The organism is Olsenella sp. AGMB03486, assembly GCF_040884255.1.
Classification (GTDB): domain Bacteria; phylum Actinomycetota; class Coriobacteriia; order Coriobacteriales; family Atopobiaceae; genus Olsenella_L; species Olsenella_L kribbiana.
The window spans coordinates 50,576-63,769 of the sequence record NZ_JBEVTM010000015.1 but is presented as its reverse complement, the minus strand read 5'-3'; the positions used below and the strand labels follow the sequence as shown (position 1 = coordinate 63,769).

General features: G+C 61.4%; 6 protein-coding genes. All 6 read right to left on the bottom strand.

Going from position 1 to position 13,194, the window contains the following annotated elements; genetic code table 11:
* Window positions 1-56: 56 nt before the first annotated feature.
* The 6 genes from mfd to ABVS03_RS08325 all read right to left on the bottom strand — a co-directional run bounded on the left by mfd (window position 57) and on the right by ABVS03_RS08325 (window position 13,168).
* Entirely contained in the window at window positions 57-3,515 is a 3,459-nt protein-coding gene (gene mfd / locus ABVS03_RS08350; protein ID WP_368018747.1) for a transcription-repair coupling factor, read from the bottom strand.
* A 141-nt stretch (window positions 3,516-3,656) separates the two neighbouring features.
* Window positions 3,657-6,836, bottom strand: coding sequence for a 4-alpha-glucanotransferase (locus tag ABVS03_RS08345; RefSeq protein WP_368018746.1), 3,180 nt, complete (start codon window positions 6,834-6,836; stop codon window positions 3,657-3,659).
* A gap of 98 nt (window positions 6,837-6,934) precedes the next feature.
* Window positions 6,935-8,425 carry a glycogen synthase GlgA gene (gene glgA, locus ABVS03_RS08340; RefSeq protein ID WP_330972558.1) on the bottom strand — a complete coding sequence of 497 codons (1,491 nt, stop codon included), beginning with the start codon at window positions 8,423-8,425 and terminating at the stop codon, window positions 6,935-6,937.
* Window positions 8,426-8,447: 22 nt separating this feature from the next.
* A complete protein-coding gene (glgD, locus tag ABVS03_RS08335) occupies window positions 8,448-9,548 on the bottom strand; it encodes a glucose-1-phosphate adenylyltransferase subunit GlgD (protein WP_330972559.1) in 1,101 nt (366 codons plus the stop codon).
* A gap of 2 nt (window positions 9,549-9,550) precedes the next feature.
* Complete coding sequence (locus tag ABVS03_RS08330) at window positions 9,551-10,693, bottom strand: glucose-1-phosphate adenylyltransferase (protein ID WP_368018745.1); 1,143 nt, start codon at window positions 10,691-10,693, stop codon at window positions 9,551-9,553.
* A 39-nt stretch (window positions 10,694-10,732) separates the two neighbouring features.
* The gene (locus ABVS03_RS08325) at window positions 10,733-13,168 is read right to left on the bottom strand and encodes a glycogen/starch/alpha-glucan phosphorylase (protein ID WP_368018744.1); all 2,436 of its coding nucleotides are present in this window, start codon (window positions 13,166-13,168) and stop codon (window positions 10,733-10,735) included.
* Window positions 13,169-13,194: the final 26 nt, after the last annotated feature.

The following is a 13,194-nucleotide window of genomic DNA, read 5'->3' as shown; positions in this document are numbered from 1 at the left end:
TATTCAGAAAGGCGCAGGGACAGATCTCTTCTGTCCCTGCGCCATCTGCTGTGCACCTATTCGTCTTCCTCGTCGTCTCCGCCGACCTCTTCGAGGACGCCGAGCGCAGCAGGCACGATCTCCTCTGCCCCCTTGTGGAAGGGATACTTGAGCTGCTTCGTCTTCGGATAGTAGAAGGCGTGGCGCTCCTTGAACTTGAGCGCAAGCTTCCTCGGCACCTCGATGCCCTGATAGACAAAGCGTCCCTGGATGAGGGAGACCGAGGTGACGCCCATGCGCTGGCAGCGGATGCGGATGCGCGCCCTGTCGAAGAGGTTCCTGCCCGCAAGCGGCAGCGCCCCATAGCGCTCCTCGCAGTCCTTCTGGATGCGGTCCACATCAGAGAGCTCTGAGGCAGAGGCAAGCTGGCGGTAGACAAGAACGCGCTTGTCCACCTCAGGCAGGTATTCCTCTGCGAGATAGAAGTCTGCCGAGAGGTTGATCGTGACCTCGGGCTGCTCTGTCTGCGCCGTCTCGCCCCTGGCTTCGCTTACCGCCTCGCCGAGCATCTGCGTGAAGAGGTCGAAGCCGACGCTCGAGAGGTTGCCATGCTGCTCTGCACCCACAAGCGAGCCAGCGCCTCTGATCTCGAGGTCGCGCATTGCGATGCGCATGCCGGATCCGAGGTCCTGATACTCGTTGATAGCGGTCAGACGGTCCGTTGCCTCAGGCGTGAGCGGCTGCTCTCCCGGGAACATGAAGTAGGCATAGGCCTGGATGCGGCCACGTCCGACACGGCCCTTGAGCTGGTAGAGCTGGGCCAGTCCCAGGCGCTGAGAGTCCTCGATGATCAAGGTATTCGTATGGGGGTTGTCGATGCCGGACTCGATGATCGTCGTTGCCACGAGCACATCGATCTCATGCTCCTGGAACTTCATCATCATGTCCTCGACCTCGCGCGGGCTCATCTTGCCATGCGCGACGCCGATTCTTGCCTCGGGCGCAGCCTCCTGGACGCGCATGACCGCATCGTCGATCGTCTTGACGCGGTTGCTCACGTAGTAGACCTGTCCCTTGCGGGCAAGCTCGAAGCGGATGGCGGCACTCACGACGTCCGGATCCCACTCGCCGACCGTCACCTTCACGGGCAGCCTTCCCGGAGGTGCTGTCATGATGAGCGACATGTCGCGGACGCCGCTCACGGCCATCTGCATCGTGCGCGGAATCGGCGTAGCGGAAAGCGTCAGCACATCGACCTGCTCGCGCATGTTCTTGAGCTGCTCCTTGTGCTGGACGCCGAAGCGCTGCTCCTCGTCGATAATGACAAGGCCAAGGTCGTGGGGGTTCACATCGTTCGAGAGCAGGCGGTGCGTGCCGATGAGGACATCGACCGTGCCCTCAGCAAAGCCCTTCAAGGCCTTCTTCTGCCTGGCCGGCGTGACGAAGCGGGAGAGCACCTGGACGTTGAGACCGAAGGGCGTAAACCGCTCATAGAACGTCTGGTAGTGCTGCTCGGCGAGAATCGTCGTGGGGCAGAGCACCATGACCTGGCGGGAGGAGCAGCAGCACTTGAAGGCCGCACGCAGGGCCACCTCGGTCTTGCCGAAGCCCACATCGCCGCAGAGGAGCCTATCCATAGGCTTCGGCGACTCCATATCGGCCTTGATGTCTGCAATCGCAGACTTCTGGTCAGGCGTCAGAGGATAGGGGAAGCTTGCCTCCATCTCCTCCTGCTCAGGGGTGTCAGGCGGGAAGGCATAGCCCGCGACGCTTGCGCGCCTCGTATAGAGGTCCACGAGGTCGAAGGCAAGCTTCTTTGCGCTCTTCCGGGCCTTGCCGGTCGCACGCGACCAGTCTGCTGTATTGAGGCGCGTGAGGCGCGGAGCCGCACCATCCGGGCCGATATAGCGGGTGATCCTGTCCACCTGCTCGAGCGGCACATAGAGCTTGTCGCCGCCTGCATATTCGAGGAGGAAGTAGTCACGCTGGCGTCCTGCCACTTCCTGGCGCACGATCTGGGAGAAGAGGGCGATGCCGTGCGTTGCGTGCACGACATAGTCTCCCGGCTTGAACGGGAACGTGACCGAGGTGGGATCGATCTTCTTGACCCGCTTCGCATGCTTTGCCATGCGAGCCGTGAGATCTGACACCGAAAGGACGCCCAGGCCTGCCGTCGGCACGATGATGCCAGCAGGGACCGGTGCATCGAAGAACGTGACCTTCCCCTTCTCAAGGGGCACGATGCTCTTTTCCGCCTCAGGATCGTCTACCGGGATCCTGTTCTCGGGGGCCGAGCCCAGAGACTCGACAAAGGGGATGGCCTCGTCGTTGAAGGTAAGCTCCAAGGCCTCGCGGGCACCTCTGTCCGGCACAGCGAAGATCACGGCCATGCGGTCAGAGATCATCTGGCGGACGCTTCCCAGAAGCTTCGTATCGGAACCTGCGATATTCGGCTGCCTCACCTTGAGCTCTGCCGTCACACGCGTCCCCTGGCGCATGATGCTTGCAAACGAGAGGCGCTGCTGCCGCCCGAAATCGAGCTTCTTCGGGTCGGTATAGAGACCTTCCGTCTTCTCGCGCGCATTCTGCGCAGCAGATGAGATGTCGTCTGTCGCACGCTGGCAGTCATCGAAGAGCGCCCTCGGCTCTGCAAGCACGACAAGCGTCTCAGACGAGATGTGCTCCAAGGGCGATGCCGTGCTGCCGTAGAGCACCGGCAGATACTTCTCGAGATGCGGCGCATCTGCGCCCTGGCTGATAAGCTCGAGGTCCTCAGCGATCTTCGTGCTCTCCTGTGCCGGCTTGAAGAGGGCCTTCTTGGCACGGATGATGCTCTCGGAAGAGAGTGCCATCTCGCGGCAGGGCCCCACCGTCACGCTCTCGAGCTCGCCGATCGTCTGGCCGGTCGAAGGCACCATGCGGCGGATCCGGTCGATCTCGTCGCCGAAGAACTCGATCCTCACCGGGCTTGTTGCCTGTGCGGGGAACACATCGACCGCATCTCCATGCACCCAGAAGGCACCCGGTGCATCCGCTGCGCCCTTGGGGCTATAGCCCATGCCGACAAGAAGGGCAGGAACATCCTCGAAGGGCACCTCATCGCCACACGAAAACGTGCTCGGCGCAAAGTAGCCAGAGCCCTTGGGCGGCACGCGGCGCAGGAGCGCGGCAGCAGATGCCACGACGATGCAGGGCTCCCCTGCCGCAAGGCGCGCTATCGCATGGCAGCGGGCACCGACGATAGCATCGTCGTAGCCTGCATCGGACCAGGGATAGTCCCTTCTCGCCGGATAGCGCGAGACCGATGGCATGCCGAGCCAGGCAGCAAGGGTACGCGCGGTCCTGTCAGCCGCCTCCTCGCCTGCCACGACCAGAAGGCACGGACGGGGATGCTCTGCCCAGAGCGCTGCCAGCACAAGCGGGCGTGCGCTCTGGGCGACCGCGAGCGTCAGGTCGTGTCCTTCATGGTACTCATGCAGGGCTTCTGCCATCTCGGGCGCCGAAAGGAGACGGGCGCCCACACGGTTTATGAACATAGATGCAAGACCTCATATCTCTTCTGCTGGCACAATCCGGCAGATTCATATCCGGAAGTCCCACGATAGCAGAGGGCGGGAGCCTCCCTCATCGAGAGAGGCTCCCGCCGCAAAATCGCTGCGTTTCAGCTCACATATCTGCTACTTGGCAGCCCTGCCGCTCTTCTCTGCGAGCTCCTTCAGGTGCGGAAGCGATGCCTTGATATCCTCGGCATCTGCCTGCCAGCACCAGTTGCCGTCAGCCTTGCCCGGCACGTTCATGCGTGCCGTGTCGTCCAGGCCGAGCACATCCTGGAGCGGCACGATAGCGACCTTCGCATTCGTTGCCAGCACCCGTTCCAGGAGCCTTTCTGCAAACTCCGGCGTGCCTTCCTCGCCGAAGCGGCTCTTGGCCCAGCCAAGGAGCGTCTGCGTGTCGTGCGTGCCCGAGCAGGCCACCTTGTGGTGGATCGGCACATACGACTGGCGCACATCCTGGTCGGAGAACTGCACGACGTCGAGTCCCGGGAAGCCGCATGAAGCGGAGAGGGCATGCACGGCCGGCGTGATGGAGCCCAGATCCTCTGCAATGAAGGGCAGGGGTCCGAGCTTCTTTGCGGCCTGCTCGAAGAGCGCACGTCCCGGCCCGAAGTGCCACATGCCATCCTTGGCGGAATGTCCTGCCGGGATAGAGAAGTAGGACGAGAAGCCGAGGAAGTGGTCGAGCCTCACATAGTCATAGAGCTCGCACGCACGTGCCAAGCGCTGCATCCACCACTCGTAGCCGGTCTCTGCCATGCGCTTCCACTGGTAGGTCGGGTTGCCCCAGACCTGGCCATCCTCGCTGAACTGATCGGGTGGGCAGCCTGCAATCGAGGTTGCGTTGCCGTCCTTGTCGATCGAGAAGAGATCGGGGTGGCTCCAGACATCGGAGGAGTCGGCAGAGACATACATCGGCATGTCGCCGACAAGCGAGATGCCCTTCGAGTGCGCGTACTCCTTGAGCTCAGACCAGCCCTGGGCAAAGATGAACTGCCGCTTCTCGTGGTAGGAGATCTCCTTCGCAAGCGAAGGGTCATGCAGAAGCTTGTCCGAGTACTTCTTGTACTTGGCTGGCCACGTCTGCCAGGCACGCTCGCCCTCGAAGCGCTTGATGGCACGGAAGGTGGCATAGGGAAGAAGCCAGGCCTCTTCCTTCCTGCAGAATGCCTTGAAGGCAGGGTCTGAATCCTTGATGGCGGCAGTCTTCTTCTCGAGGTCTTCCTTCGTGCCTTCGATGAGGGCAGTATTGCCGGCAAAGGCAGAAAGGCCGGCGTACGGGCTGCCATGGCGGTCGCAGGGGTTCACGGGCAGGATCTGCCAGTAGCGCTGGCCGCCTGCAGCCAGGTAGTCGATGAAGTCACGGGCAGGCTTGCCCATGGTGCCAGGACGGCCGCCATTCGGAAGCGACGTGATATGGCAGAGGATGCCCATGCCCGGCTCGAGCGGACGGTCGAGCATCTGTGCCTTGTGGAAGTAGAGGACCGCCGTTCCCAGAGGCCAGAGGCCGACATGGACCTTTCCGTCATGCACCTCGAGGTCCTGGCCCGACACGATATCGTCCACGGCCTCGCCCTGCATCGGCACCTCGAACTCATGGCGCTGGGAAAGGCCGCCGTTCACGAGGACCATGACAGACTCGTCACCTGCGGAACGCGTGAAGCCGAAGACATCCTGGTTCACGGCAAACGGATGGAAGTCGCCGTCCACAAGCACCGGCAGGGACTTCCTGATGGCAATCGCATTGCGGCAGATGTTGAAGCAGTCCTTGTCCTCATGCCCCCACGGGAAAGGCGCCCTGTTGTACGGGTCTGTCATGCCCTGGAGGCCTGCCTCGTCGCCGTAGTAGATGGAGGGCACGCCCGGCATGGTCATCTGCAGCAGCGCAGCATCCCAGAGCCTGCCTTTGGCCAAGCCCATCTGGTCGCGGGAGAGCCTGTAGGCGGCACGCTGATTGTCGTCCATCGTATCCGGGTCGGGAGCGCCGCCCAGAAGCGTCAGGATGCGGCTCCTGTCATGGGAGCCCAGAAGGTTCAGGGCCGAATAGAACGCATCGTGCGGATAGTTCTCATAGAGCTGCTCGAAGCGTGCTGCCGTCTCGTAGGCATCGACCTTGTTCAGGAGGAAGTCGAGCACGGCTCCCCTGAAGGGATAGTTCATCGCAGAGTCGAGCTCGCCGCCCAGAAGGTAGCGCCTCGGCTCGCCGTAGGCAACCTTGTTCGAGGCATCTTCCCAGACCTCGCCGATGACAGCGGCATCGGCACGCTCGGCACGTGCGGCGCTCGAGATATCACGGATGAAATCTTCGGGAAGCTCATCTGCCACATCGAGCCTCCAGCCACGGGCACCAAGGCGCAGCCAATGGCGGACGACGCCATCCTTACCGCAGATGAACTCGTGGTAGCCCGGGTCCTCTTCGCGGACGTCAGGCAGGTCGCCCACGCCCCACCAGGAGGCATACTCGCCCGAGTCGTCGATCTCGTACCAGGAGCGGTACGGAGAGTCCTTGCTCTGGAAGGCGCCAACCTCGGGATAGTTGCCGTACTTGTTGAAGTAGCGCGAATCGCAGCCCGTATGGTTGAAGACGCCGTCGAGCATTATTGCCATGCCATGCGCCTCCGCAGCGCGGCAGAGCTCCTGGAAGGCCTCCGTGTCGCCGAGCATCGGGTCGACCTTCATGTAGTCGGCCGTGTCATAGCGGTGGTTCGAGGCAGCCTCGAAGATCGGGTTCAGATAGAGCACTGTGACGCCGAGCGCCTCGAGGTAGTCGAGCTTCTCTGCGATGCCGGAAAGCGTGCCGCCGTAGAAGTCCCAGGCCACGATATCGCCCGAGGCATCCTTCTGGTAGCGGGGCTCGGTGTCCCAGTCCTCGACAAGGCGGCGTCCAGGGCCATTCCTCTTGACCGAGAGCGCCGCATCGACACGCTCGCGCCAGTCGGCGCCGCGTGCGAAGCGGTCCGGGAAGATCTGGTAGACGATGCCTTTCGTGTACCACAGAGGAAGCGTCTTCCTCGTGAGGTAGACAGAGATCTGCCAGCTCGAAGGCTCATACCACACAAGCTCGCCTTCGCCCGACGTGGCGCCGTTCTTCGTGCCATACCAGCAGACGGAGCCATCGGAGCCATAAATCTTGAAGTAGTACCAGAGAATCTCAGGGTCCGGGACCTCGAAGGAGCCGGTGAAGTGCAGGTGGTCTCCTGCCTCCTCGCGGTCCATGTGATAGATGTACTCGCCTTTGCCATCCACCCAGGTGCGGATATCGGCTGAGGCACCAAAGTCGTCCCAGACATCGAGGCTGAGCACGACAGTGCCGCCACAAGGGGCGGCACCAAAAGGACTCCGATACGTCGGATCCGAACTTATATGCAATGCGTGCAAGGTGACCTGTCTCTCTACCCTGCCTAATCGCGGCGCTTGTTGTAGCGCTGGACCTCAGGGTGAAGACTATGATACAGGTCCAGGTAGTCGTTCGCTGCCCTCTTCCAGCTGAAATCTTGCGACATTGCCTGACGCTGGAGCTGTGCCCACACGTCCTTGTCCGTCCAGTACACTTCGCAGCCCGTGAGAAGCGCATTGGTCATCTCGTCGGCATTGATGTTCGCGAAGCTGAAGCCCGTTCCCTCGCCCGTGAAGCGGTTGTAGGGGATGACGGTATCCTTGAGGCCACCCGTCTCTCGCACGACCGGAAGCGTGCCATAGCGCATGGCAATCATCTGGGAAAGACCGCAGGGCTCGAACTCTGACGGCATGAGGAAGAGATCCGCACCCGCGTACATGCGGTGCGACAGCGCAGAGTCGAACGTGATGCAGGCAGCAAGCTGGTCGTTGTACTTCCAGTCGAAGTATTTGAATGCATCTTCGAGGTCCTTGTCGCCGGTGCCGAGCACGGCCATCTGGATGCCGCGACTCATAAGGTAGTCCATCGCATAGCGGACAAGGCCGATGCCCTTCTGCTCCGTGAGGCGGCCAACCATTGCGACAAGAGGCTTGTCGGGGTCGACAGCAAGACCCAGCTCCTCCTGGAGCGCCTTCTTGCAGGCAGCCTTGCCGGACATGTCTTCCTCGGAGTAGGCAGCCGCAATCTCGGGGTCTGTCTTCGGGTTCCAGGCATTCACATCGATGCCGTTGAGGATGCCCGAGAGCACGTTCTGGCGGCGGCGGAAGATGCCGTCGAGGTTCTCGCCGTAGAACGGCATCTGGAGCTCGTCGGCGTAGGTCGGCGAGACCGTGGTGAGGGCATCCGAATAGCAGAGGGCGCCCTTCATGTAGTTGATGCCTCCTGGGCCTGCGGCCAGCTGGTCGCGTGCGGCAGGGATGCCTGCCAGGCCCAGGACATCGTTCAGCATCTTGTCCGAGAACTGCCCCTGGAACTTCGCATTATGGACGGTGAAGACCGTCTTGATGTTGTCGTAGAGGGGGATGTCCCGGTAGAACTCGCGCAGGAACACGGGCGCCAGGGCGCACTGCCAGTCATTGCAGTGCAGCACGTCGATGTCGCCGAGCTCCGGCACATGCTGGAGGCATTCCAGGATGGCCTTCGAGAAGAAGGCGAAGCGCTCTCCATCGTCGTAGTAGCCGTAGATCCCATCACGCTTGAAGTAGGCCTCGTTGTCCACGAAGTAGAAGTCGAGGTCATTGAGCGTGAGCTTGTCGATGCCGCACCAGACATTGCGCCAGGAGAGCGGCACGTAGAACTCGCAGATGTGCTGCATCTGCGCCTTGTACCCATCAGAGATCTTCGAGTACTTCGGAAGGATGACGGCGACATGGGCTCCTGCGTGCTTGAGTGCACGCGGGAGCGATCCTGCGACGTCGGCCAGGCCGCCCGTCTTCACGAACGGCACAACCTCGGATGCGGCGAAGAGGATGTTGAGCTTTCTTCTGACAGCCATGGATGCTCCCGCTTTCTCGGCGCTAGTCGTTGCCCTTGGGAAGGACCAGCACTGCGTCGGACGTGCCGCGAAGGACCGTGCCAGCAGCAATCTCATTGTTGCGGTCGATGATCGCGTTCTCGATGTGGGCGCCGGCCTTGACCGTGACCGAACGGACGAGAATCGCGTTCGTGACGGTGGCGCCCGGCTCGATCACGCAGGCACGGCCGATGATGGAGTTCTTCACCGTGCCGTAGATCTTCGTGCCGGAGGAGACGAGCGAGTTCGCCACATGTGCGCCCGGCTCGTACTTGGCAGGCGTCGTGTCGTGTGCCTTTGTCATGACCGGCAGGTCGTTCGTGAAGAGCTGCTCCTGAAGCGCCGGATCGAGGAGCTCCATCGAGCGCTTGAAGTAGGCCTCCTTCGAGAAGATCGGCGCCACATAGCCCTCGTAGTCATAGGTGCCGACGCGGACCTCGTCGAGATCCTCCTTGAGGGCATCGAAGAGATCGAGGTGGTCGACATCGCGATACCAGCCCAGGAGCTCTTCGAGCTTCTGCGTGCCGATAACGAAGAGGTCCATGAAGGCAGCGTCGCCGAAGGCAGAGCCTGTCTTGATGCCGGCGAATGCGCCCTTGTCGTCCTTCACGACAGCATTGACGTCCTCGGAGTCCTCATTCGCACGGTAGGTGACGACGGTGATATCGTCGCCGGACGCGATGTGGGCATCGACGATCTTCTTGAGATCGGTCGTGTAGAGGAAGTTGCAGCCGGAGACGATCACATAATCGGACTTCGAGCGGCGCAGGAAGTCGCGGTTCGCCTCGAAGTCGCGGATGAGGAAGCGGCCGCCGACGCGGCTCATGCCGAACGAGGATCCCGGAAGCGGGAAGAGGCCGCCGTTCTTGCGGTCAAGACCCCAGTCCTTGCCAGCGCCGACATGGTCGATGACCGGACGGTAGTTGTCCGGCATGATGAGACCAACGGTGCTAAGACCTGCATTGACCATATTGGAGAGCGTGAAGTCGATCATGCGGTAGCGGCCGAGAACCGGCGTTGCCGCGACCGGACGCACGCCTTCGACGAACTGGCTTGGATGGTGCGTGGAATAATTGGTGGTGATGAGTCCTACGACCTTTGCCACGGCTACTCCTCTCCCTTCGTAATCACGGCGTCATTGCCTGCCACTGCCGTATCCGCGTCCTTGCTGCCGAAGTCGACATTCTTCTCGACCTTTGCGCGCTCGCCGAGGATGGCATTGACGACGCGGCAGCCTTCCTCCACGCGGGCACCCGGCAGAAGCACGGAATCCTCGACGATGGTGTGGGGACCGACATAGACGCCGGCGGAAATGACCGAATGCCTGACCTGGCCCAGAATCCTGCAGCCATTGTCGACGAGGCAGTCATCGATGGAGGCGTCAGGGCCGACATAGTGCGGCGGCATCGGCACGGTGTTGCTCATGATCGGGGATTCCTGGTCGTAGAGGTCGAACGCCGGCTCGGAGCCCAGGAGCTCCATGTTCGTCTCGTGGTAGGAGGCGATGGTACCGACATCGCGCCAGAAGCCCTCGAAGCGGTACGTGTAGAGGCGCTTGCCGGCATCAAGCAGCTTCGGGATGATGTTCTTGCCGAAGTCGTGCTCGGAGTTCGGGTCCTTGGCATCCTCCTTCAGCGTCTCGACCAGAAGGTCGGCGTTGAAGATATAGATGCCCATGGAAGCGAGGTTCGAATCGGGATGCGCAGGCTTCTCGGTGAACTTGAGAATGCGCTCGTCGTCGTCCGTGGTGAGGATACCGAAACGCGGCGCTTCCTCCCAGGGGACCGGCATGACGGCGATGGTCAAATCGGCGTTGTGGCGCTTGTGGTTCTCGAGCATGTCGTTATAGTCCATGCGATAGAGCTGGTCGCCCGAAAGGATCAGCACATAATCAGGATCGTTCTGCTCGATGTAGCCAAGGTTCTGCGTCACGGCGTCGGCCGTGCCCTCATACCAGGCACCGCCAGACTGCGTCGCGAACGGCGGAAGGATGGAGACACCGCCCGAACGCCCGTCGAGGTTCCACGCCTCGCCCGAGCCGATGTAGGAATGGAGCAGATACGGACGGTACTGGGTCAGGACGCCGACAGTCGTGATGCCCGAGTTCGCGCAGTTGGACAGCGCGAAGTCGATGATGCGGAACTTGCCGCCAAACGAGACGGCAGGCTTCGCCACCTCGCTCGTCAGCGCCTTGAGCCTGCTGCCCTGTCCGCCTGCAAGCAGCATTGCGAGGCACTCTTTCTTGCTCATACCGATTCTCCCCTTTCAGCTTCCGGATAAGCAAAGGATTTACTTATCTATATGCCATATATCGCGGGCATACTCGCGGATTGTTCGGTCGGAAGAGAAGTATCCGGCCTTAGCGGTGTTGTGAAGCGCCGCGCGGTTCCACTTGATCGTGTCAGGATAGTCGTTCGTGAGCTCTTCCCATGCCTGGACGTAAGCACGGAAGTCCTTGAGCACGAGGTCCGGATCGTTGTTGACCATGAGGTAGTCATGGATGCTCTCGAAGTTGCCGGAAAGGCGCGAGAACGTGCCATCCACAAGCTCGTCCACGACACGTCCGAGGCGGTCGCGGTCGGCATTGTACTCATCCCAGGCGTAGTAGCGGCCGGATGCCTTGAGCTCGTCGACCTCTTCGGTCCGAAGGCCGAAGATCTTGATGTTCTCGTCGCCCACGAGCTTGCAGATCTCAACGTTTGCGCCGTCGTAGGTGCCGAGGGTGAGGGCGCCGTTGTACATGAGCTTCATGTTCGACGTGCCGGAGGCCTCGGTGCCTGCCGTGGAGATCTGCTCGGAGATATCGGATGCCGGATAGATGAGCTGGGCATTCGAGACAGCGAAGTTCGGGACGAAGGCGACCTTGATCGTCTGGTTCACACGGTCGTCGTTGTTGATCACGTCGGCGACGGAGTTGATGAGGCGGATGACTTCCTTTGCGAAGTCATAGCTCTGGGCAGCCTTGCCGGAGAAGATGAAGGACGTCGGCTGCGGCTTGAAGGAAGGATCCGCGAGGAGACGGTTGTAGATGTCGAGGACCTTGAAGACGTTCAGGAGCTGGCGCTTGTAGGCATGGAAGCGCTTGACCTGGACATCGAAGATCGTGGTCGGATCGAGCTCGACGCCCGTCGTGTCCTTGATGTAGCGGGCAAGGCGCTCCTTCTCCGTCTGCTTGGCAGCATGGACATCCTTCAGGAACGACTCGTCCTTCTCATACGGGATGAGCTTCTCGAGCTCATAGGCATCCTTGAGCCAGCCATCGCCGATTGCATTGGTGATGAGCTTTGCATAGGCAGGGTTGGCCTCTGCGAGGAAGCGGCGATGCGAGACGCCGTTCGTCTTGTTGTTGAACTTCTCCGGCGTGAGGTCGTAGAAGTCCTTGAGCGTCGACTTCTCGAGGATGTCCGTATGGAGGGCAGAGACGCCGTTCACGGAGTGCGAGCAGATGACGGAGAGGTTTGCCATGCGGCACTGGCCATCCCAGAGGATTGCCGTCTTCTGGAGCTGGTCCATCCAGTTCTCCGCATCATGCGGGAAGGACTCGCGGTAGCGGCGGTCGATCTCGTCGATGAACATGTAGGTGCGCGGAAGCTGGGCACGGAGCATCGGAATCGGCCACTTCTCGAGGGCTTCCGGCATGATCGTGTGGTTCGTGTAGGAGACAGTCGCCGTCACGGTCTTCCAGGCCGTATCCCAGTCAAGGCCCTTCTCATCGACGAGGATGCGCATGAGCTCGGGACCGCAGAGCGCCGGGTGCGTATCGTTCGTGTGGATGCAGACATGCTTCGGGAGGTCTTCCCAGGCATCGGGGCCGAAGTTGCGCTCATAGGTGTGAAGGATCGACTGCAGGCCTGCAGAGACGAAGAGGTACTCCTGCTTGAGGCGCAGAAGACGTCCATGCTCGCCCGCATCGTTCGGGTAGAGGATCGTGGAGATGGCCTCGACATCGGAGCGGAACTTGAATGCCTTGGCATAGTCGCCGGCATTGAAGGCATCGAGATCGAAGTCAGGCGTATGCGGCTTTGCGCCCCAGATGCGGAGCTTGTTCACGCAGGTGCCGCCGAAGCCGACGATAGGCACATCGTACGGGACGGCGTCTACCTTCTCGCCGCCTTCCCAGGTGAACCAGTAGCTGCCAGCCTCGCCCTCGTGGCGCACGACCTCGCCGCCGAAGCGCACCGTGACGGTGCTCTCGAGCTTGCGGATCTCCCACGGGAAGCCATAGCGGAGCCAGTTGTCCGTCTTCTCGACCTGGCGTCCGCCCTCGATCTCCTGGCGGAAGAGGCCATAGCGGTAGCGCATGCCATTGCCGTTGCCGGCGATGCCGAGAGCTGCCATGGAGTCGAGGAAGCAGGCCGCAAGACGGCCGAGACCGCCGTTGCCGAGGCCCGGGTCGGCTTCCTTGGCGCAGAGGGTCTCAAGGTCTGAACCCATGTCCTTGAGGCACTCCTCGACGAAGTCGCGGATGCCGAAGTTCAGGAGGTAGTTGTCCAGAAGGGGACCGAGCAGAAACTCGAGGGAGAAGTAGTAGACCTGCTTCTCGTCCTTCGGGTGGCACTCGACCTCGATGCGGCGTGCCTTCTGGGCAATGAGACGTGCGAGACACAGGAAGCGCTCCCTGTCCGTGCACTCTTCGAAGGTCTTGGAACGCTCGGAGAGGCACATAGCCTCGAGCTGCTCCTTGAAGTCGTTCTTGTCCTTGAAAAGCTGTGGCTGTACTGACATACGTACCTTCCATCTTGGGGCCCCGA